Here is a 19,696-nt window from a genome sequence, read left to right on the forward strand (position 1 = left end):
GATCAGCGAATGCCGGCTTTGGTGGTAGCTGTTTTATCGCTATCTGTTTCTGGTTGTATCGACAGAATATAACCAAGATGGCGTTTGGTATGAATCAGTGGTGGTGAAAAGCCTTTGTCCACCTTGTTACGCAGGCGACTGATATGCGCATCGATTACATTGGTCTGGGGATCAAATTGATAGTCCCAGACGGCTTCCAGCAACATGGTGCGCGTCAGCACCTGATTGGCGTGGGTCAGCATGTAAGCAAGCAACCGGAACTCGCGCGGCTGCAGGAGCAGCGGTTTGCCACCGCGCTCCACGCTACGTGTCAGCAGATTGATTTTCAGATCGGCGAGTTGCAGTTCCTGCGTGACTTCCGCCGGTTGGGTCCAGCGTACCAGCGCTTCGACGCGAGCAGCCAACTCGGGGAAAGCGAAGGGTTTGGTCAGGTAATCGTTGCAGCCGGCCTCGAGCCCTCGCACGCGCTCATCAATGGCGGACAGCGCGCTCAGGATGAGCACGGGTGTTCGTTTGCCGTGTGCGCGCAAGGTAGAAAGAATCGAAAGGCCATCGACGTCGTTTGGCAGCATTCGATCCAGAATAATGACATCCCAGTTCTGATGGATGGCGCGGGTTAAGCCTTCATTGCTGTCGGCGCATACCGTGGTGGCAAAACCGATATCGCTCAAGCCCTTGGCAATGTGATGCGCATTGTGTGTGTCATCCTCGATGATCAGGCAACGGCGCAACGATGATTTTGGTGGTGACGACGGCATGGCTGGTCAAAGATAAAAGTGACAATCGGATGCGGCTTACGAGCTCGCTGCATGCGACTCGAACAAGGGCAGCCCCTTGCGTAACTTCATTTGCATATCTTCCACAAACGCTTGCGGACCATAGCCAGTTGTTGTGCCATTTTGTTCATAAAAGAAAGGGCGTCCGGTTTGTTGTGCAAAGCGCATGAACCACTCCAGTTCAGCCTGATTCAAGTCGCGGCCTGCATGTGCTAACCGATAGGCAGGCTGACCACGCCAAGTTGTCTTCACGATGATCACGCCGAGCAGAGTTGGTTTGAATGCTTCTGGAAACGGACTATCGACATCAACCCATCCGCATTCGAATTGACGGCATGGTGATTCTGGTCGTGTTTCATAAATACTGCATCCACCATCACGCACAAAGTGACAACGTTGGCCGGGATACATCTTGTGCCCATAGATCGTCGAGGCAAGCCATCCATCGCAGCATGCCGTGCAGTCGCCGCAAGAGCGCGTAACGCTGCTGGCGCGTGCAGGTTTAATAGGCTGAACCTGAATGACCTTGCCACAGCATTTTTTGTACTTATCGCCGCTACCGCATGGGCACGGATCATTTCTACCAATATTCAATCTCGAAGCTGCCTAGATCGGGTTGCTTTTACAGGAATGTGCAAGTATCGCATGACGCTCGGTAGGGCGTGCACTGGAAATAAAAAAGGCACCCGAAGGTGCCTTTCTCGTCGTTTAACTCAAGCAGGCTAGGCCTGCAAGAAATTAGAACTTGTGACGTACGCCAACGGTGAAGACGCTTGCGCTCTCGCCGAGTGGTGCTGCTGGAGCCAAGCTAATACGCGAACCATTATCGTTCGAGGTACGAACGTAGCCGGTGTACAGGTTGGTACGCTTCGACAGATCGTACGAGTACATCAGCGAGATGCGTTGTGCATCGGAGTCAGCAGCCGAGCGATTGTCGTTGATTGCATAGGTACCCATGATGGTGCCTGGACCAACAGGAACACTCACGCCAACCATTGCATTACGGTATTTAGTAGAAGCCGACAGTGGGAGTGCGATAGTGCCGGTTTGAACTTTAGAGTCAGCATATGCGCCATGCAGTTTGAATGCACCAAAGTTGTAGGTAGCACCAACAAACGTGAACTTGCCTTCACCAGTTTGAACGAACGGAGTCGTTGTCAATGTTTGTGCGGAAGTATCGCGGTTATGGTAACCGAACTGGACGTTCAGAGGGCCGTTAACAAAAGCTGCGCCCAAGCCGTAGCTGCTGTTTGCGCCGGTGTCGCCAGCCGATTCGCCGAACGAGTATGCTGCACGAGCCGTAAAGCCGCCGAACGAAGGCGTGACATACTTAGCCGAATTCGAGATACGGCCAGCGTCGCCGCTCAGTTGGTTGCCGTTAAAGAAGAAGCCGGTAATGCCAGCGATGCCACCGTCGCCGAATGGATCGATTGCGTTATACGCATCTTGAATAACTGAAGTTTGACGGCCCAGATCGACTTTACCGAATGCGCCTTGCAGGCCAACAGTCGCCAGACGATTGAATGTTTGGTTTTGGGAGCCAATTGCGGTGTTGCTAGTGCCACCAACGTCAGCAGCGATTTGTGCTTCCAATTGGAACGTTGCGGCCATGCCGCCACCCAGATCTTCAACACCTTTGAAACCGATACGGCTTGCGCTTTGATTGCCGGATTCGATGCCGTTGGTGCGGCCCAGTGGGTTGCCGTTGTCGGTGCTACGAACACCCAAGTCCATGATACCGTAGACGGTAACCGACGATTGTGCCGATGCAGCACCTGCGAATGCGCCCAGAACTGCCAAGGCCAAAAGCGATTTTTTCATTTAAATGTTCCTCAAATGTTGTTTTAGGAAGTGCCGCCTGTTATCAGGTCTGCACAGTGTCCATTGCGGAGCTGCCTGCCTTGCCTAACTTTGACAAGGCGACGGATTGATTGAAACAAATTAAGTCTTGGGTGACAACCAAATATCAAAAGTGAATGGAAGAAATGAGACAGATTGACGTTTATTTGCAACAGGCCGGTGCGAAGTTGCACTAATTTGGTGCGATTGGGAGTGCCTCTTTGTTTTCTGAGGGCATTTGTATTGAATTGTGTTGATTTGTTAAGACATTTTCTTGGTAAATCCATCAAGTCTTCTTGGAGACTTAAATTCACTTTTGCCTGAGCAACCTTTAAAACATGTGGTTAATACCTAGGGATATGCCGGTTTGTCTAGCTTGCTTGCCGGGAATGGGTGAAGCAAAGCCCGCAATGTTCGCGCGATCTGCGCTTGCGTAAAGGTTGGTGCGAGTGGATAGAGCATAGGTCGCGCCGATGATTAAAAAATCCCGCCGTGCTATTGCGCCGCTGACGGCGCCTAATTTGGTTTTGTAGAGCGCGGCAGTCATGCTGACGGTCGAATTAAAGTCATAGCTGCCGCCAAACCAGTTGTTGTGCGCCTGGCGCAAGGTGCCAAGCCGAGTGGACTCTGAATCGGTACCAATATGGCCACCTGCAAAGCGCCAAGGGCCTGATTTCCATGATGCGCCGAAGGTGAGTTGCTCCTGATCCGCATATTCCACTGCGCCGCCTGTGGCGATATTGGGTTGTTGTTTTGTAAAAGCAGATCCAAATGCGTAGGCGCCAGATCGATAAACAAAACCAACGGCTTTGGCGCTGTTTGCTCTGGACGAGCCACTGACTTCGCCAAAAGAGTATTCGGCCATGGTGGTGATATTGCCGAATTTACCAATGTGCTGCGCCGCGTTGCTGAAGCGCGTGCCGCCCAGTTTGCCGAAAGGGTTGTCTGCATCGGCATTGCCCGAGACTGCGCCAGCCAATGGGATCAACTGTACATAGCGATAGGAGAAAGGATCGTAAGCATGCACGACTTTGCAAGCGACGGAGGGTTGGCGGCCCAAGTCGATTGAGCCGAGTGGTCCTGCAATGCCTACGGCAGAGATGCGGTTGAAGAAACGGTTCTCTGCATTGTCTAGTTCGCCAGTGCCGGAGTTGAAGCCCATCTCCAAGTGATAGTGTGCGTTCATGCCGCCGCCAATATCTTCTTCACCGCGCACGCCAAAGCGGTTGTTGTAATACTGGCCGTTGGAACTCATGCTGAGCTTGCTGCCTGCAGCAGAGGCGTTTGTCACATTGCGGATGCCGGCGTCAATTGTGCCGTACAGCGTGATTGACGAATTGGATGGATTGATTTCCAGTGTGGGCGCTTGACCTTTTGGGGCTTCGTTATCGAACGTGCCATAAATCGTCATGGTTGGCGTGGCGGCATACACCTGCGTCATCAGCAGGCTGGTCAATCCGGTCAGAACAAAGACTTTTTTCATGATTGATTTGATAAAAACAATGGGCATATGCCTGCATCTGGTTACGTCGCGGCGGCAGGAGATTAAATGCCTCCGTCAAAATAATGGTTGATATCGGTTAGTATTCTGAAAAAGACTTGGTGTGCCCTTGTTATTTGTCTCTTTTTGTCTTCGAGGTTGTTCTTATGGTATTTGCCGATCGGCTGATTCAACAAATCGATGGCGCGTTGCGCGTCATGAGTGGCGTCGCTGTGGCGGGACGTCCGACGCCTGCGGCAGGCATTCAGGAAGTGTCAATGGATAGCACTGCGCGCCGTCATAGCGCGGGTCTGATGCGCGTCAATCATGTCGGTGAGGTCTGTGCGCAGGCTTTGTATCAGGCGCAGTCCCGGTTTGCGCGTAATGAAGATGTGCGCAAGCAGTTGGAACATGCGGGGCGCGAGGAAGAAGATCATCTGGCATGGACGGCGCAGCGATTGAAAGAACTTGGCTCGCGCCCCAGCTTGCTGAACCCGCTTTGGTATTCCGGGGCGTATGTGCTGGGCGCCGTCGCGGCGACACTGGGTGATGCGCGCAGCCTCGGGTTTGTGGTGGAAACCGAGCGGCAGGTTGAGGCGCATCTGAATGATCATATGGGCCGTCTGCCGGCGGAGGATATGAAGTCGCTGGCGATCGTGTCTCAAATGAGTGTGGATGAGGCCGAGCATGGCAGTGCTGCGAAGGAACTGGGGGCCAGGGACGTACCGCCGCCGGCACAGTTGGTCATGCGGGCAATGGCCAAAGTCATGACGACGACGGCCTACTATATATAAGGAAGCTGCCGCAACAAAAAAGGGAGCGTGTGCTCCCTTTTTTGTTTGTGCGCTTGCCAAAGTCAGATCGTCGGTGCTTGTGTCGTCAGGTCGTCCACGATTTCGTAGGAATGGGTGATCTCCGCGGTTTTTTCCATCATGATGGAAGCCGAGCAATATTTGTCATGCGACAGCTTGATGGCGCGTTCGACAACATTGGGTTTCAGGTTGCGGCCGGTAACGGTAAAGTGAAAGTGAACCTTGGTAAAGACTTTAGGATCCGTGTCGGCGCGTTCCGATTTCAAAGCGACATCACAGCCGCGCACGTCCTGCCCACTTTTGCGCAAAATCACAACAACGTCATAAGCAGTGCAGCCGCCTGTGCCGAGCAAGACGACTTCCATCGGGCGCGGCGCCATATTGCGGCCGCCGCCTTCGGGTGCGCCATCCATCGCTACAACATGGCCGGAGCCGGTTTCAGCCAGAAAAGTCATGCCGGCGGCTAGGCCGGTCCAGCGTACGGTACATTCCATTATCAAATTCTCATCAGGTTTGAAAAAAGTGATCCCATTGTACTTGCGGAACTGCGCGATTGCCTGCGTGCAGATCGCTCAGTCATTTGTCTGAAAAGTGGTTTTGTCGTCAGGATGAGACGCCATCCGACGCCTCATAATGATTTTTCATGGCAAGGTTTGACGCCAAGTCCTTGAAAAGACTATAATTTGCGGTTCTTCCGTTTGCTCAGGAAGAGATAACAAGGATGTGTACGTGCTGTATTGCGTAACCGCCATATTTGAGCAAATCATTTATTTGGAAAGTCATCATGAAAACTTTTTCCGCTAAAGGACATGAAGTCCAGCGCGATTGGTTCGTGATTGACGCGACGGACAAAGTCCTCGGACGTGTTGCCAGCGAAGTGGCACGCCGACTGCGCGGCAAGCACAAGCCAGAATTTACTCCTCACGTCGACACCGGCGATTTCATCGTCGTGATCAATGCAGGCAAACTGCGCGTGACCGGTACCAAAGCGACTGAAAAAACATACTATCGCCACAGCGGTTACCCAGGCGGTATCTATGAAACCAATTTCCTGAAAATGCAACAGCGTTTTCCAGGTCGCGCGCTTGAGAAAGCGGTCAAAGGCATGCTGCCAAAAGGCCCGCTCGGCTACGCGATGATCAAGAAGCTGAAAGTGTATGCAGAAGGTTCGCACCCGCACGCCGCTCAGCAACCTAAAGCACTCGACATCTAAGGAACGGCCATGATCGGTAATTACAATTACGGCACCGGCCGTCGCAAGAGCGCAGTTGCTCGCGTGTTCATCAAATCGGGTTCCGGCCAGATCGTCGTCAACGGCAAACCAGCCGCTGAATACTTCTCGCGCGAAACCGGCCTGATGGTTATCCGTCAACCACTGGAACTGACCAACAATGTTGAAACATTCGACATCATGGTCAACGTCCACGGTGGTGGTGAGTCGGGTCAGGCAGGTGCCGTTCGCCACGGTATCACCCGCGCTCTGATCGACTATGACGCAGCACTGAAATCGGAACTGTCGAAAGCCGGCTTCGTGACACGTGATGCACGTGAAGTTGAACGTAAAAAGGTCGGTTTGCGCAAAGCCCGCCGCGCCAAGCAGTTCTCCAAGCGTTAAGTCGCACCAAACTGCTGGCATTTTCAGCAGTTTCGAAAAAGCCGTCGGGTTCGCGCCCGACGGCTTTTTTCATTGCAGCCTCACGTTTGCTCTCGGGAGCACTTTCCTTCCGCCTGTTAAAATAATGGGCACATTTTTGGCTTAGGAATAGAAATGATTAAAGTTGGCATCGTCGGTGGTACGGGTTATACGGGCGTAGAGTTGCTGCGTTTGCTGGCAACGCACTCTGATGTGGAGCTCACCGCGATTACCTCCCGTAAAGAAGACGGTATGCCGGTATCGGAAATGTTTCCGTCACTGCGCGGTCGCGTTGATATTGCCTTTTCTTCTCCCGACAAAGCCAGACTGACGGAATGTGATGTCGTCTTCTTTGCAACGCCACACGGTGTCGCGATGGCCCAGGCAGCAGAATTGCTGGCTGCTGGCGTCAAGGTGATCGATCTTGCAGCAGATTTTCGTTTGCAGGACATTGCTTCGTTCGAGAAGTGGTACAAGATGCCGCATGGCTGCCCGGATCTGCTCAAGGAGGCTGCATACGGTTTGGTCGAGTTGAATCGTGACGCGATTCGTAGTGCCAAGATTGTCGGTAATCCGGGTTGCTATCCCACCACCATGCAGCTTGGTTTTGCGCCGTTGCTGAAAGCAGGCGTGATTGACGCGGGGCATCTGATTGCCGACTGCAAATCCGGCGTGTCTGGCGCGGGGCGCAAGGCGGAAGTGGCAACCTTGTTTTCGGAGGCAGGTGATAACTTCAAGGCATATGGTGTGTCTGGTCATCGCCACTCGCCGGAAACACTGGAACGCCTGTCCTTGTTGACCAAGGAGAAGGTCGGTCTGATTTTCACGCCGCATCTGACGCCGATGATCCGCGGTATGCATTCAACCTTGTATGCGCGCCTGACCAAGGAGATCGATAACGCCGCTTTGCAAAAACTGTTTGAAGATGCGTATGCCAATGAGCCGTTTGTTGATGTCATGCCATTTGGCTCGCATCCGGAGACACGTTCGACGCGTGCCTCCAACATGTTGCGCATTGCGCTGCATCGTCCTACGGAAAATGGGACTGCGGGTGATACCGTCATTGTGCTGGTCGTACAGGACAATCTGGTCAAGGGCGCATCAGGCCAGGCTGTGCAATGCATGAATTTGATGTTTGGATTAAGCGAGACAACCGGCTTGCTGCACGTGCCTGTGCTGCCTTGATCGTTATCGCCAGTGAGCACACCTAAGCCGGTTTTCAAATCACTGCAGCGCAAGCTGTGGTTACGTCGTTGGTCTGTTTCCGCGCCCAAGATGACGATCAAGAGCCAGTTGCCGTGGCCCTTGCGAGCCGTGTTTCTGGCAATCGTTCTAGGATTGGGGGCGGCTGTTGCCATGTGGGCATACGAGGCGGGACGCAGTTTCACCGGATTCGGGAGCGGGCCCAGCGTGGAGCAGTTCTCTTCGGTGCAAACGCAGCTGTTGCAGGTAAACAAGGAGCGCGATGAGTATCGCGCGACGGTCAATGCGGCAGAAAGTCAGCTGAACATCGAGAAATCGCTGCAGGCCCAACTGGTGGCGCAGATCAAATCGCTGGAAGCGCAGAACATCAAGCTGAAGGAAGATCTGGCTTTTTTTGAAAGTGTCTTGCCAACGGAGGCTGGCGCACAGGGCATTTCTATTCGCCGTATGAAGGCGGAAATGGAAGATCCTGCGCATCTGCGTTATCGCCTGCTGCTCATGCAGGGCGGCAAGACCGTACAGGATTTCAATGGGAATTATCAGTTGATTCTCAATGTCGTCCAGAACGGCAAAAGTGCTATGATCACTTTCCCCAAGGCCGAGGCGGCAGCCGATTATCGCTTGTCATTCCGGCATTATCAGCGTGTGGAAGGTGTGCTGGATGTGCCTGCCAATACCGTGGTCAAGTCGGTACTGATCAAGGTGCTGGAGCGAGGTGCAGTGCGCGCGCAACAGTCTGAAAACTTGTAAGGAGTCATCATGTTCAGCAAGAAATCCAAAAGCACCATCGACAGCCTGATCGGCAGTGCAACCACGGTTACCGGCGATGTACGCTTCAAGGGTGGTTTGCGTATCGATGGCTGCGTCAAGGGTGATGTGATTGCTGAAGAGAATGAAATCAGCATGCTGGTCATTTCCGAACATGCGCGCGTGGAAGGCGAGGTGCGTGTGGCGCACTTGTTGGTCAACGGCGAGATTTTTGGCCCCGTCTATTCGTCGGAACTGCTTGAATTGCAGCCAAAAGCCCGCATAACGGGTGATGTGTATTACAAAGCGCTGGAAATGCATGGCGGTGCCGTGGTTTCCGGCAAACTGACGCACGATGTTGCCCAAACGCCATTGCTTACCTTGGCCAAAACCGCTGTGGCAGCAAACAACACGTGAAATCGTCGTAAGGTCTATAATTGACGTACCGTTTTCCAGCAGGAGTCTGAAATGAATGCAATTACCGATATGCCAGCACCGATCAACTTCAGCGATAGCGCTGCAGCTAAAGTGGCAGAGCTGATCGAAGAAGAAGGTAACCCGGATCTGAAACTGCGCGTGTTCGTGCAGGGCGGTGGTTGCTCGGGCTTCCAGTATGGGTTCACCTTTGATGAAATCACCAACGAAGACGACACTACCATGACCAAGAATGGCGTCCAGTTGTTGATCGACTCCATGAGCTACCAGTATCTGGTTGGCGCAGAAATCGATTACAAGGATGATCTGGAAGGTGCGCAGTTCGTGATTAAAAATCCGAACGCCACGACCACGTGCGGTTGCGGTTCTTCGTTCTCCGCGTAATTCTGTTTCTGCAATAGAAAAGCGCAGCTTCGGCTGCGCTTTTTTATTTTTATACGGCGTTTCTATTACGCTGGATAAAGAGCGCCGAGTATGCGCAAACCTTCTGCGCCCGTTACGGCAGGCAGGTTGGCGGGTTCTTTGGTATCAAAGCGCTGTGCCAGCCAGGCAAACGCAAGGGCTTCAATCTGATTCGGCGCAACGCCGAGCGTTGCAGTAGAACTCACCACGATATCCGCGCGATGCAGTTTCAGCGAAAAGTGAATCAGCGTCATCAGATAGGCGTTCAGCGCCCCGCCACCACACACATACACCGCTTTCGTATCCGGCGCATGCTGACGGATCGCATCTGCGATCGATGTTGCACTAAACACGGTCAATGTCGCCTGGACATCTGCGCTGGCCACATCCGGAAACTGCGTTAGTTTGTCGGCCAGCCATGCAGGATTGAACAAGTCACGGCCAGTACTTTTTGGCGGTGGTGCCGACAGAAATGCCTCTTCACGCAACGCGGCCAGCAGCGCCGGATGCACTTTACCGGTCTTGGCCCATTCCCCGCCTGCATCGTACGGTTGTCCATTGTGCTGGCTGATCCATGCGTCCAGCAAAACATTGCCTGGGCCGGTATCAAAGCCAATGACCGGCTTGGTCAGCTTGCTTGGCAGGATGCTGATATTGGCAATACCACCAATGTTAACGACAACGCGATCTTCTTCCTGGCTGGCAAACAACGCATGATGAAATGCCGGAACCAGTGGCGCGCCCTGGCCGCCTGCGGCAATGTCGCGGCTACGGAAATCCGCAATCACGTCAATGCCGGTTTTTTCCGCAAGCAGGGCCGGATTGTTGATCTGTCGTGTGTAGCCGAGATCGGGGCGATGACGAACGGTTTGTCCGTGTACGCCAATTGATTCGATGCGATCGGCATCAACGCCCGCCTGTTGCAGCAAGGTCGCCACGCATGCAGCGTAGTACTCGACAAGCTGATTGGCCGCGAGCGATTCACGGTGAATTTCATCCGGTCCGCTGGTCTGCAAGGCGAGTAATTCGGCGCGCAGGGAATCAGGAAAGGGGATATAGGCAGACGCGAGCGTCTCTTGCAGCGCGCCAGTCTTGTCGGCAAAAGAAGCCAAAGTGCCGTCGACGCCATCCAGGCTGGTGCCGGACATCAGGCCGATGTAGAGGGAGTTGCCAGAATCGAAAGAGGACATAAAAAAACCGTTTGTCTAGATGCAAGGATTGTAAAGCACTCCTTGCCAGACAAACGGCTTTCGCTACAGTTCAATTGCAGCATGTACGATGCTGCTGCTTAACGTGACGCGATACGGGTATTGCTGCTTTCCGGTGTCAACAGCGTGAAGCGATGCTGCATGGCGGTCGCGACTTTGCGGAACTCCTTCATCTGCGCGACGTTCAGTGGCTGCGCGTTTGGAATATTGATCGACATCGGATCACGTGCTTCGTTGTTGACACGGAACTCGTAATGCAGATGCGGGCCGGTTGCCCAGCCGGTCGAGCCGACGTAACCGATCAACTGTCCCTGACTGACTTTCATGCCCTTGCGCAGGCCTTTGGCAAAGCCATTCATGTGGGCGTATAGCGTCGAATAGTTGTTCCAGTGCTTGATCGTCACCACGTTGCCGTAACCACGCTGGGTGCCGACAAAGTCGATCACGCCATCGCCGGACGCACGAATCGGTGTGCCGGTTGCCGCAGCGAAGTCCACGCCCTTGTGTGCTTTCCACTGACCGGAAATCGGATGTTTTCGCATCGAAAAGCCGGAAGAAATACGGCTGAATTCGAGTGGCGATTTGAGGAACGCCTTTTTCAGCGACTTGCCATCAAAGCTGTAATAGCCGCCGCTTTTCGACGACTCTTCAAACCATACCGACTGGTAGACCGAAGGGCCGTTCATGAATTCGCCCGCCAGTACGCGACCGGAGGAGATGTATTCGCCGTTCTGCCAGTAGGTTTCGTATACGACGTTGAAGCGGTCGCCGCGACGCAGGTCGGAGCCGAAATCGATATTGGTCGAGAACATGTCAACGATCTGGAGCGCAACATTGTCAGGAATTTGCGCCTGATCGGTCGCAGCAAACAGGGATGAGCGGATGATGCCCGAGCGCATTTCAATGCGCTTTTCCAGATTGCCTGCAGTTTGTACCGACTTGAAGCCATCGCCTTCGCGTTTGATGACCAGATTGCTGATCGGCTCATCACGACCTTGCGAAACCAGTGTGGTCAGGCGCTCCAGCTCGCCATCCGCCGTCACTTCGGCTTGTACGCGTTTGCCTGCCTTCAGTTGCATCATGTTGCGGGCAACAGGATCATTGCGGATGAAGGCTGCTGCAGCGTCATCATCGATACCAAGGCGCTGCAGCAACGTACCCAGCGTGTCGCCCGAGCGTACGCGCTCCTCGGTAATGAATTTTTGTTGCTGCTCTTCCAGCGCGGCAATTTGCTCTGCCAGTTGCGGAAGTTCGAGTTCTTGCGAGATCGCGCGCACGGGCAGATCGTCGGCATCCGGTGCCATTGGGGCAACACCAGCGGCGCCAAAAGCGCACAGGGCCAGAAGCAATGCAGAAGCGGAAACGATGCGTGTTTTACGCGAAGAACCGAGAAGAAGATTTTTGCTGGCTGAGCTTGCGCTCAGGAATTTATTTAATGTGAACATGCAATAAGTTAAAATCAGCCGCTTGTTCAAGTGCTTTTATTGTTGCTTTTGTCGGTTTTGCGAACGGCAAGGTTAAAAGGCGCTGAAATAAAATTCAACGGGCATTGTACCGATTTCTTCTTTTCCTACATCCCTTTCTTACAATTTTCTTCGACATGAACGTTTCACCTACAAATCAGGCTGCTTCTGTGTTGCCTCTGTCCGATGCTGTCCAAGAGGCCCTGACGGTCACGAAACGCGGTGTTGACGAACTGCTAATTGAATCCGAATTTGCCCAGAAACTGGCGCGTGCCGAACAGACCGGCAAACCGCTGCGCATCAAGCTTGGGCTGGACCCGACGGCACCTGATCTGCATCTGGGTCACACGGTCGTTTTGAACAAAATGCGTCAGCTGCAAGATCTGGGCCATCAGGTCATCTTCCTGATCGGTGATTTCACCTCGATGATCGGTGACCCGTCTGGCCGCAACATCACGCGTCCGCCGCTGACCCGCGAGCAAATTGAAGAAAACGCCAAGACCTACTTCCAGCAGGCCAGCCTGGTACTGGATCCGGCCAAGACCGAAATTCGCTACAACTCCGAATGGTGCGATCCGCTGGGTGCACGCGGCATGATCGAACTGTCGGCCAAGTACACCGTTGCACGTATTCTGGAGCGTGAAGACTTCACCAAGCGCTTCCAGTCCAACACGCCGATTTCGTTGCATGAGTTCCTGTATCCGCTGATGCAGGGCTACGATTCGGTCGCGTTGAAATCCGATCTGGAGCTCGGCGGCACCGATCAGAAATTCAATCTGCTGGTTGGTCGCGAATTGCAAAAGAGTTATGGTCAGGAGCAGCAATGCATTCTGACGATGCCATTGCTGGAAGGTCTGGACGGCGTCGAGAAGATGTCCAAGTCCAAGGGTAACTACATCGGCATCACGGAGCCGGGCAATACCATGTTTGCCAAGTTGATGAGCATTTCCGACGTCATGATGTGGCGCTACTACGAACTGCTGTCATTCCGTTCGCTGGGCGAGATTGCGCAGTTCCGCAAGGAAGTCGAAGAAGGCCGCAACCCGCGTGACATCAAGGTCCTGCTGGGGCAGGAGATTGTCGAGCGCTTTCATTCGCGTCAGGCGGCAGAAGATGCGCTGGCAGATTTCGTCAATCGTTCCAAGGGCGGTATTCCGGATGACATTCCTGAAGTCGCCTTGTCTGGCGCGCCGTTGGGGATTGGCCAATTGCTCAAGCAAGCCAATCTGTGTGCATCGACCTCCGAAGCACTGCGCATGGTGGAGCAAGGCGGTGTGCGTATCGATGGTGCAGTCATCAGCGATAAAGCGCTCAAGGTTGAGGCGGGCACATCGGTGGTGCAGGTCGGCAAGCGCAAGTTTGCACGAGTGACATTGTCCTGATGACGATGGTTGGCAGCGTTCGGTCATCCTCATGATCGCCTTGCTACAGCGCGTGACGCATGCCAGCGTCGTTGTAGATGGCACAACGATTGGCGCGATCAACAGAGGCCTGATGGTGCTGGTTTGTGCCGAGCGTGGCGATACCGAACGCGAGGCGGATGCATTGCTCAAGAAGTTGCTGAGCTACCGTGTGTTTCCCGATGCGGTGGGGAAGATGAATCTGAGTGTGGCGGATATCGGTGGTGGTGTATTGCTGGTGCCGCAGTTCACGCTGGCAGCCGATACGCGCTCCGGCACGCGGCCTTCTTTTACGCCGGCCGCTGCACCAGATGTGGCGCGCGGATTGTTTGCCAGTCTTGCCGATCAGGCACGTACGCAACATGCCGATGTGGCAACAGGGCAGTTTGGTGCGGACATGCAGGTGTCATTGACCAATGATGGGCCGGTGACTTTCTGGCTGCAGGTTAAACCCCAGTCAGGCGCGGGCGCTTGATCACGAACGTGATGCCGTTAAAATGATCGGTATTGTAGGCAGACCAACCAGACGAGGATGAGATGAAGCTGTGGAGTGATTCCTTTAAAGATGGTGAAGCGATTCCGGGCGAGTTTGCGTTTTGCGTCGCTGATCCGACCAATCATGTGGCGATGTCGGCCAACCGTAATCCGCATCTTGCATGGAGTGACGTACCGGCAGCCACCAGATCGCTTGCCATCATCGTGCATGATCCGGACGTGCCGTCGCGCGGCGATGATGTCAATCAGGAAGGCAAAACCGTGCCGGTCGACTTGCCGCGCGTCGATTTCTATCACTGGACCTTGATCGATCTGCCGACGGACTTGCGCAATATCGCTGCCGGCAGTTTTGCGAATGGCATCACGCCGCGTGGCAAAAGCGGCCCGGCCATTTCGGATTCGCCGATTGCCAATGCACGCCACGGCATCAACGATTACACCGGCTGGTTTGCGCAAGACAAGGATATGTCCGGTAACTACTTCGGCTACGATGGCCCGTGCCCGCCATGGAACGATGCGATTGCGCATCGCTATGTCTTCACCGTGTATGCGCTCGATATCGAGCATGTCGCAGTGGATGGCAACTTCACCGGACCAGATGTGCTGGCCGCCATCTCCGGTCATGTGCTGGCAGAAGCTTCACTGACAGGCTGGTATTCGCTCAATCCAGCTGTCGCCGCAACACCCACAGGAAAAGTGTGACTGAACTGATTTTGATCCGCCACGGCGAAACCGACTGGAATGTCGAAAAGCGCTTGCAAGGCCACCATGACATCACCCTCAACGCCGAAGGCGAACGACAGGCGCGTGCGCTTGCGCAGCGCTTGAAGTGCGAATCGTTTGATGCGATTTATTCGAGCGATCTGCAGCGTGCGTATCTGACGGCGCAGGCGATTGCGACTGCATGCGACAAGCCGATTCAGAAAGAGGCGGGTTTGCGTGAGCGCTGCTTCGGCATCTTTGAAGGTTTCCTGCATCCGGAACTGGCGCAACGTTATCCGGACCATTACGCAGCGTTGCAGCGACGCGATGTCGATGCGCGTTATCCGCGGGGCGAGTTCGAATGCGAAACGCTGACCGAATTCAATGCGCGTTCGCTCGAGTGTGTTGCACGTATTGCAGCAAGTGGCCATCGGCGCGCGTTGCTGGTCACGCATGGTGGTGTGCTTGATTGCGTGTATCGCCGTGCAACCGGCATGGCGCTGAATCTGCCACGCTCGTTTGAAGTGCTCAACGCCAGTCTGAATCACGTCACCTGGGAAGATGATCAGGTGGTCATCCTGAAATGGGCGGATATCGCTCATCTGGCGCAGGGCGCGCTGGATGAAATCGATCAGGCGCATTAAGGTCCGGTCCGTCTTTCCCTCACGGTAATCTGGGAATCAGCCAGACTTGATCCGGCAACTGCCGGATATCCAGGATTCCTGTGTCATTCCTGCAATTTTTCGTGCGGAATCTTTGTTGGTTTGTCGTCTTTCTGCTGATCGCGCAAGCCTGAAGCGGCTAAAATAGCGGTTTCCCCCACTGTACTGCCGCACCGTGAATCTCGGTCCCTATTCCCTTGTGAACAATGTATTTGTCGCGCCCATGGCTGGCGTGACCGATCGTCCGTTCCGTCAGTTGTGCAAGCAACTGGGTGCGGGTTATGCGGTATCGGAAATGGCGGCATCCAATCCCAAGTTGTGGGCGACGGAAAAATCGTCGCGTCGCACCAATCACGATGGCGAGATGGAACCGAAGGCCGTACAGATCGCCGGTGCCGATCCATCCATGCTGGCCGAATGTGCGAAGTTCAATGTGGCACGTGGCGCGCAGATCATCGACATCAACATGGGTTGCCCGGTCAAGAAGGTCTGCAACGCATGGTGCGGTTCCGCCTTGCTGCAGCATGAAAGCCTGGTCGCCGAAATTCTGCAGGCAGTCGTGTCAGCCGTCGATGTGCCGGTTACGCTCAAGTTTCGTACCGGCTGGGATCGTGCGCACAAGAACGCCATGCAGATCGCACGCATGGCCGAGGACAGTGGCATCGCAATGCTGACCTTGCACGGCCGTACGCGTGCCGATGGCTACAGTGGTGATGCCGAGTACGAGACGATTGCGGCAGTCAAGGCTGCCGTGTCGATTCCCGTCGTTGCGAATGGCGATATCGATACGCCGGAGAAAGCCCGTTTCGTGCTCGACGCAACCGGTGCCGATGCCATCATGGTTGGTCGTGCCGCGCAAGGACGTCCATGGATCTTCCGCGAGATCGATCACTACCTGCGCACCGGTACGCATCTGCCATCGCCACTGATCAGTGAAGTGCGCGCGCTGATGGATGAACATCTGCGTGCGCATTACGCTTTCTATGGCGATTACCTTGGCGTGCGCACGGCGCGCAAGCATATCGGCTGGTATGTACAGAACCTGATGGGCGGGGAAGAATTCCGTCGCAGCATGAATCGTCTGGAGGATTGCGCGGCACAACTGGCGGCAGTCGATGCCTTTTTCGAATCGCAGTTGGTGCATGGCGAACGGGTACAATACCGTCCTGCCGAAGAAAAACTGGCAGCCTGAACGAGGGTTGACGCCCGACTTGCGCTGCTGACAACAATAACCCGGTGGTTCAACGCCCCACGTATGACATCCTCATGAGCAAAGACAACATCCAAGACGTCGTCAAGAAAAGCCTGGAAAAGTATTTCCGGGATCTGGGCGAGCAGACGCCATCCAATGTGTATGAAATGGTTGTATTCACGGTAGAGCGTCCTATTCTGGAAGCAGTCATGGCACGCGCCGAAGGCAACCAGTCGCACGCTGCCGACATGCTGGGCATCAATCGCAACACCTTGCGCAAAAAGCTGCAACAGCACGATCTGCTGTAAGCACAAAGTCTGATCTCTTTCTGCAAGAAAGCAGAAAGGGATAACGCAAGGGCTCGTTGCTGATTCGTTTTAACGGTTGCGTACCTTTGCGTTATTCATCCTCTTCAAGTTTTTATCATCATGATCAAACAAGCTCTCATTTCCGTTTCCGATAAGACCGGCGTTCTCGATTTTGCACGCGCACTCGCTGGCATGGGCGTGAACATCCTGTCCACCGGCGGCACGGCCAAACTGCTGGCCGACAATGGCATCAAGGTGACGGAAGTGGCCGATTACACCGGCTTTCCCGAGATGCTCGATGGTCGTGTAAAAACCCTGCATCCAAAAATTCACGGGGGCATTCTGGCGCGTCGCGACTTTGCCAGCCATGTATCGGCGCTGGAAACACATACGATTCCAACCATCGATATGGTCGTGGTCAATCTGTATCCGTTTCAGCAAACCGTGGCACGTGAAGAATGCTCGCTGGAAGACGCCATCGAAAACATCGACATCGGCGGCCCGGCCATGCTGCGTTCATCTGCCAAGAATCATCGCGATGTGACGGTGATCTGCGATCCGAGCGACTATGCGCAAGTGCTGTCCGAAATGCAGACGCATAACGGTACCGTCACCTACGAAACCAAGTTCACGCTGGCAAAAAAAGTGTTTGCGCACACGGCGCAATACGATGGTGCCATCACCAACTACTTCACTTCGCTCGGCGCAGACAAACTGCATACCACGCGCAGTGCATATCCAGCCACGCTGAACCTGCATTACGACAAAGTGCAGGAAATGCGCTACGGTGAAAACCCGCATCAGTCTGCAGCCTTCTATCGCGAAGCCAATCCGCAGGAAGGCGCGCTTGCCAATTACACGCAACTGCAGGGCAAGGAACTGTCGTTCAACAACATTGCCGATGCCGACGCCGCGTGGGAATGCGTCAAGACGTTTGACGAAGCTGCCTGCGTCATCATCAAGCATGCCAATCCGTGCGGTGTGGCCGTTGGCATCAGCCCGTTCGAGGCATACAGCAAGGCATTGCAAACCGATCCGACCTCGGCATTCGGCGGCATCATTGCCTTCAACCGCGAACTCGACGGCAACGCGGCGGAAGCGGTTGCCAAGCAGTTTGTTGAGGTCTTGATTGCACCGTCCTTCAGTGAGCAGGCGAAGAAGGTTTTTGCGAACAAGCAGAATGTGCGTTTGCTGGAAATCCCGCTCGGTACGGCAACCAACAACTATGACTTCAAACGTGTCGGCGGCGGTCTGCTGGTGCAATCGCCGGACGCCAGAAATGTGCTGTTGTCCGAACTCAAGGTCGTCAGCAAGAAACAACCCTCGCCACAGCAGTTGCAGGATCTGATGTTTGCCTGGCGCGTCGCCAAGTTCGTCAAGTCGAACGCGATCGTGTTCTGCGCCAATGGCATGACGATGGGTGTCGGTGCGGGACAGATGAGCCGTATCGATTCCGCACGTATCGCGTCGATCAAGGCGCAGAATGCGGGTCTCTCGCTGGTTGGTACCGCAGTGGCGTCGGATGCGTTCTTCCCGTTCCGTGATGGTCTGGATGTCGTCGTCGAAGCCGGCGCAACCTCGGTCATTCATCCGGGTGGTTCGATGCGCGATCAGGAAGTCATCGATGCTGCCGATGAGCATGGCATCGTCATGCTGCTGACCGGCACGCGTCACTTCCGTCACTGATTTCGTTCCTGACGATCGCGCCCGCATGAAAATTCTCGGCATCGATCCCGGTCTGCGTACGACGGGATTTGGCGTGATCGAAAAGCAGGGTAACAAACTCGCCTACATCGCATCCGGCACCATCAAGACGCCGGATGCCGATCTGCCGCAACGGCTGAAGACCATCCTCGGCAGCGTGTCAGAAATCATTGCGACCTATCGTCCCGACTGTGCGGCGATCGAAAAGGTGTTCGTCAACGTCAATCCGCAATCGACGCTCTTGCTGGGGCAGGCGCGTGGTGCCGCCATCTGTGCGCTGGTGGGTGCCGATCTGCTGGTGGCGGAATACACGGCGCTGCAAGTCAAGCAGGCAGTCGTCGGTCATGGCAAGGCGCAAAAAGCACAGGTACAGGATATGGTGCAGCGGTTGCTTCAGTTATCCGGTATGCCCGGTACCGATGCGGCCGATGCATTGGGTGTGGCCATCTGCCACGCACACAGCGGCGATTCGCTCAAGGCGTTGAGTACATTGGCGCCAGAGCTGGCAAAAAAGGGTTTGCGCGTACGCGGTGGTCGCTTGATCGGGTAAGGTCAGTGATCGCGGTAAGCGATTTCATGTTTGGTTTTTCATTCGCAAGGTCGTCACGATGATTGGTCGTCTCTCCGGCATTCTTCTCGAAAAAAATCCCCCGCAACTGATCGTCGATTGCAATGGTGTTGGCTATGAAGTAAATGTGCCGATGAGTACTTTCTACAACTTGCCAGGCGTGGGCGAAAAGGTCGTCTTGTTGACGCATTTTGTCGTGCGCGAAGATGCGCAAATTCTGTTTGGTTTCGGTTCGACCGAAGAGCGTCATGTGTTTAAGGAACTCATCAAGATCAGCGGCATCGGTGCACGCACGGCGCTGTCGATTTTGTCCGGCATGTCGGTTGGTGATCTGTCGCAAGCCATCACCTTGCAGGAGGCCGGTCGTCTGACCAAGGTGCCGGGTATCGGCAAGAAGACGGCTGAGCGCTTGCTGCTGGAACTGAAGGGCAAGCTGGGTGCCGATATCGGTGCCGGCGGAGCGGTTGCCAGCGATGCCTCGTCGGATGTGCTCAATGCCTTGCTCGCACTCGGTTACTCCGACAAGGAAGCCGTGCTGGCGATGAAGCAGGTGCCGGCAGGCAGTAGCGTGTCGGATGGCATCAAGCTGGCCCTGAAAGCCTTGTCGAAAGGCTGATGGCGCGATCTGAAAAGATAAGCGGACGAGAAATCGGACCGAGAGCAAGGC

General features: G+C 54.6%; 23 protein-coding genes and 1 pseudogene. 16 read left to right on the forward strand and 8 right to left on the reverse strand.

The genetic code is table 11. From position 1 onward, the window contains the following. Nucleotides 1-2 precede the first annotated feature (2 nt). From IEV29_RS14070 to IEV29_RS14090, 5 genes and pseudogenes are all read right to left on the reverse strand, one after another. On the reverse strand, nt 3-731 hold the full coding sequence (locus IEV29_RS14070; RefSeq protein ID WP_308632734.1) for a response regulator transcription factor: 729 nt from the start codon (nt 729-731) through the stop codon (nt 3-5). A 63-nt stretch (nt 732-794) separates the two neighbouring features. Then, nucleotides 795-1,187 carry a hypothetical protein gene (locus tag IEV29_RS14075; protein ID WP_188382168.1) on the reverse strand — a complete coding sequence of 131 codons (393 nt, stop codon included), beginning with the start codon at nt 1,185-1,187 and terminating at the stop codon, nt 795-797. Between the two features lie 114 nt (nt 1,188-1,301). Beyond that, nucleotides 1,302-1,370, reverse strand: a pseudogene (locus IEV29_RS16360) (SEC-C metal-binding domain-containing protein); the annotation flags it as partial. A gap of 144 nt (nt 1,371-1,514) precedes the next feature. Next, the gene (locus IEV29_RS14085; RefSeq protein ID WP_188381961.1) at nt 1,515-2,597 is read right to left on the reverse strand and encodes a porin; all 1,083 of its coding nucleotides are present in this window, start codon (nt 2,595-2,597) and stop codon (nt 1,515-1,517) included. Between the two features lie 349 nt (nt 2,598-2,946). Beyond that, on the reverse strand, nt 2,947-4,071 hold the full coding sequence (locus IEV29_RS14090; RefSeq protein ID WP_229726424.1) for a porin: 1,125 nt from the start codon (nt 4,069-4,071) through the stop codon (nt 2,947-2,949). 191 nt (nt 4,072-4,262) lie between these two features. On the opposite strand from IEV29_RS14090, the gene coq7 reads away from it, so the two are divergent. Continuing rightward, the gene (coq7, locus tag IEV29_RS14095) at nt 4,263-4,889 is read left to right on the forward strand and encodes a 2-polyprenyl-3-methyl-6-methoxy-1,4-benzoquinone monooxygenase (RefSeq protein ID WP_188381962.1); all 627 of its coding nucleotides are present in this window, start codon (nt 4,263-4,265) and stop codon (nt 4,887-4,889) included. 62 nt (nt 4,890-4,951) lie between these two features. Here the strand turns inward: coq7 and IEV29_RS14100 are convergent, their stop codons facing one another. Then, complete coding sequence (locus tag IEV29_RS14100) at nt 4,952-5,401, reverse strand: OsmC family protein (RefSeq protein ID WP_188381963.1); 450 nt, start codon at nt 5,399-5,401, stop codon at nt 4,952-4,954. Nucleotides 5,402-5,691: 290 nt separating this feature from the next. Between IEV29_RS14100 and rplM the strand changes: the two genes are divergently transcribed. From rplM to erpA, 6 genes are all read left to right on the forward strand, one after another. After that, a complete protein-coding gene (rplM, locus tag IEV29_RS14105; RefSeq protein WP_188381964.1) occupies nt 5,692-6,120 on the forward strand; it encodes a 50S ribosomal protein L13 in 429 nt (142 codons plus the stop codon). A 9-nt stretch (nt 6,121-6,129) separates the two neighbouring features. Then, nucleotides 6,130-6,522 carry a 30S ribosomal protein S9 gene (gene rpsI, locus IEV29_RS14110; protein WP_188381965.1) on the forward strand — a complete coding sequence of 131 codons (393 nt, stop codon included), beginning with the start codon at nt 6,130-6,132 and terminating at the stop codon, nt 6,520-6,522. Nucleotides 6,523-6,675: 153 nt separating this feature from the next. Beyond that, the gene (gene argC, locus IEV29_RS14115) at nt 6,676-7,725 is read left to right on the forward strand and encodes an N-acetyl-gamma-glutamyl-phosphate reductase (protein WP_188381966.1); all 1,050 of its coding nucleotides are present in this window, start codon (nt 6,676-6,678) and stop codon (nt 7,723-7,725) included. Nucleotides 7,726-7,737: 12 nt separating this feature from the next. Further along, entirely contained in the window at nt 7,738-8,493 is a 756-nt protein-coding gene (locus IEV29_RS14120; RefSeq protein ID WP_188381967.1) for a DUF6776 family protein, read from the forward strand. Nucleotides 8,494-8,502: 9 nt separating this feature from the next. Then, complete coding sequence (locus IEV29_RS14125; protein WP_188381968.1) at nt 8,503-8,907, forward strand: bactofilin family protein; 405 nt, start codon at nt 8,503-8,505, stop codon at nt 8,905-8,907. A gap of 51 nt (nt 8,908-8,958) precedes the next feature. Next, a complete protein-coding gene (gene erpA / locus IEV29_RS14130) occupies nt 8,959-9,309 on the forward strand; it encodes an iron-sulfur cluster insertion protein ErpA (RefSeq protein ID WP_188381969.1) in 351 nt (116 codons plus the stop codon). Between the two features lie 65 nt (nt 9,310-9,374). On the opposite strand, the gene IEV29_RS14135 is transcribed toward erpA, so the two are convergent. Both IEV29_RS14135 and IEV29_RS14140 read right to left on the reverse strand, forming a co-directional pair. Then, the gene (locus tag IEV29_RS14135; RefSeq protein WP_188381970.1) at nt 9,375-10,517 is read right to left on the reverse strand and encodes an anhydro-N-acetylmuramic acid kinase; all 1,143 of its coding nucleotides are present in this window, start codon (nt 10,515-10,517) and stop codon (nt 9,375-9,377) included. Nucleotides 10,518-10,615: 98 nt separating this feature from the next. Further along, nucleotides 10,616-11,980: a M23 family metallopeptidase gene (locus tag IEV29_RS14140; protein ID WP_188381971.1), complete on the reverse strand. Its 1,365-nt coding sequence runs from the start codon at nt 11,978-11,980 to the stop codon at nt 10,616-10,618. A gap of 155 nt (nt 11,981-12,135) precedes the next feature. Between IEV29_RS14140 and tyrS the strand changes: the two genes are divergently transcribed. From tyrS to ruvA, 9 genes are all read left to right on the forward strand, one after another. After that, a complete protein-coding gene (gene tyrS / locus IEV29_RS14145) occupies nt 12,136-13,380 on the forward strand; it encodes a tyrosine--tRNA ligase (RefSeq protein ID WP_188381972.1) in 1,245 nt (414 codons plus the stop codon). Between the two features lie 31 nt (nt 13,381-13,411). Further along, nucleotides 13,412-13,873: a D-aminoacyl-tRNA deacylase gene (gene dtd / locus IEV29_RS14150; protein WP_188381973.1), complete on the forward strand. Its 462-nt coding sequence runs from the start codon at nt 13,412-13,414 to the stop codon at nt 13,871-13,873. 62 nt (nt 13,874-13,935) lie between these two features. Continuing rightward, nucleotides 13,936-14,595, forward strand: coding sequence for a YbhB/YbcL family Raf kinase inhibitor-like protein (locus IEV29_RS14155; RefSeq protein ID WP_188381974.1), 660 nt, complete (start codon nt 13,936-13,938; stop codon nt 14,593-14,595). Next, nucleotides 14,592-15,239, forward strand: a complete 648-nt coding sequence (locus IEV29_RS14160; protein ID WP_188381975.1) for a histidine phosphatase family protein — start codon at nt 14,592-14,594, stop codon at nt 15,237-15,239. The genes IEV29_RS14155 and IEV29_RS14160 overlap by 4 nt, the downstream gene beginning before the upstream one ends. 193 nt (nt 15,240-15,432) lie before the next feature. Further along, on the forward strand, nt 15,433-16,449 hold the full coding sequence (gene dusB, locus IEV29_RS14165; protein WP_188381976.1) for a tRNA dihydrouridine synthase DusB: 1,017 nt from the start codon (nt 15,433-15,435) through the stop codon (nt 16,447-16,449). A gap of 74 nt (nt 16,450-16,523) precedes the next feature. Beyond that, nucleotides 16,524-16,757: a Fis family transcriptional regulator gene (locus tag IEV29_RS14170; protein WP_188381977.1), complete on the forward strand. Its 234-nt coding sequence runs from the start codon at nt 16,524-16,526 to the stop codon at nt 16,755-16,757. A gap of 120 nt (nt 16,758-16,877) precedes the next feature. Then, nucleotides 16,878-18,443 carry a bifunctional phosphoribosylaminoimidazolecarboxamide formyltransferase/IMP cyclohydrolase gene (gene purH / locus IEV29_RS14175; protein ID WP_188381978.1) on the forward strand — a complete coding sequence of 522 codons (1,566 nt, stop codon included), beginning with the start codon at nt 16,878-16,880 and terminating at the stop codon, nt 18,441-18,443. A gap of 25 nt (nt 18,444-18,468) precedes the next feature. After that, nucleotides 18,469-19,011, forward strand: a complete 543-nt coding sequence (gene ruvC, locus IEV29_RS14180) for a crossover junction endodeoxyribonuclease RuvC (protein WP_188381979.1) — start codon at nt 18,469-18,471, stop codon at nt 19,009-19,011. A gap of 58 nt (nt 19,012-19,069) precedes the next feature. Beyond that, nucleotides 19,070-19,645 carry a Holliday junction branch migration protein RuvA gene (ruvA, locus tag IEV29_RS14185; RefSeq protein ID WP_188381980.1) on the forward strand — a complete coding sequence of 192 codons (576 nt, stop codon included), beginning with the start codon at nt 19,070-19,072 and terminating at the stop codon, nt 19,643-19,645. Nucleotides 19,646-19,696: the final 51 nt, after the last annotated feature.

This window comes from Oxalicibacterium faecigallinarum (genome assembly GCF_014635705.1).
Classification (GTDB): Bacteria; Pseudomonadota; Gammaproteobacteria; order Burkholderiales; family Burkholderiaceae_D; genus Oxalicibacterium; species Oxalicibacterium faecigallinarum.

Coding starts and splice junctions, on each gene's coding strand:
- ruvC (WP_188381979.1), top strand. CDS start 18,469: ATGAAAATTCTCGGCATCGATCCCGGTCTGCGTACGACGGGATTTGGC.
- IEV29_RS14100 (WP_188381963.1), bottom strand. CDS start 5,401: ATGGAATGTACCGTACGCTGGACCGGCCTAGCCGCCGGCATGACTTTT.
- tyrS (WP_188381972.1), top strand. CDS start 12,136: ATGAACGTTTCACCTACAAATCAGGCTGCTTCTGTGTTGCCTCTGTCC.
- IEV29_RS14125 (WP_188381968.1), top strand. CDS start 8,503: ATGTTCAGCAAGAAATCCAAAAGCACCATCGACAGCCTGATCGGCAGT.
- IEV29_RS14075 (WP_188382168.1), bottom strand. CDS start 1,187: ATGTATCCCGGCCAACGTTGTCACTTTGTGCGTGATGGTGGATGCAGT.
- rplM (WP_188381964.1), top strand. CDS start 5,692: ATGAAAACTTTTTCCGCTAAAGGACATGAAGTCCAGCGCGATTGGTTC.
- ruvA (WP_188381980.1), top strand. CDS start 19,070: ATGATTGGTCGTCTCTCCGGCATTCTTCTCGAAAAAAATCCCCCGCAA.
- rpsI (WP_188381965.1), top strand. CDS start 6,130: ATGATCGGTAATTACAATTACGGCACCGGCCGTCGCAAGAGCGCAGTT.
- erpA (WP_188381969.1), top strand. CDS start 8,959: ATGAATGCAATTACCGATATGCCAGCACCGATCAACTTCAGCGATAGC.
- IEV29_RS14085 (WP_188381961.1), bottom strand. CDS start 2,597: ATGAAAAAATCGCTTTTGGCCTTGGCAGTTCTGGGCGCATTCGCAGGT.
- IEV29_RS14155 (WP_188381974.1), top strand. CDS start 13,936: ATGAAGCTGTGGAGTGATTCCTTTAAAGATGGTGAAGCGATTCCGGGC.
- argC (WP_188381966.1), top strand. CDS start 6,676: ATGATTAAAGTTGGCATCGTCGGTGGTACGGGTTATACGGGCGTAGAG.
- IEV29_RS14135 (WP_188381970.1), bottom strand. CDS start 10,517: ATGTCCTCTTTCGATTCTGGCAACTCCCTCTACATCGGCCTGATGTCC.
- IEV29_RS14140 (WP_188381971.1), bottom strand. CDS start 11,980: ATGTTCACATTAAATAAATTCCTGAGCGCAAGCTCAGCCAGCAAAAAT.
- coq7 (WP_188381962.1), top strand. CDS start 4,263: ATGGTATTTGCCGATCGGCTGATTCAACAAATCGATGGCGCGTTGCGC.
- purH (WP_188381978.1), top strand. CDS start 16,878: ATGATCAAACAAGCTCTCATTTCCGTTTCCGATAAGACCGGCGTTCTC.
- dtd (WP_188381973.1), top strand. CDS start 13,412: ATGATCGCCTTGCTACAGCGCGTGACGCATGCCAGCGTCGTTGTAGAT.
- IEV29_RS14170 (WP_188381977.1), top strand. CDS start 16,524: ATGAGCAAAGACAACATCCAAGACGTCGTCAAGAAAAGCCTGGAAAAG.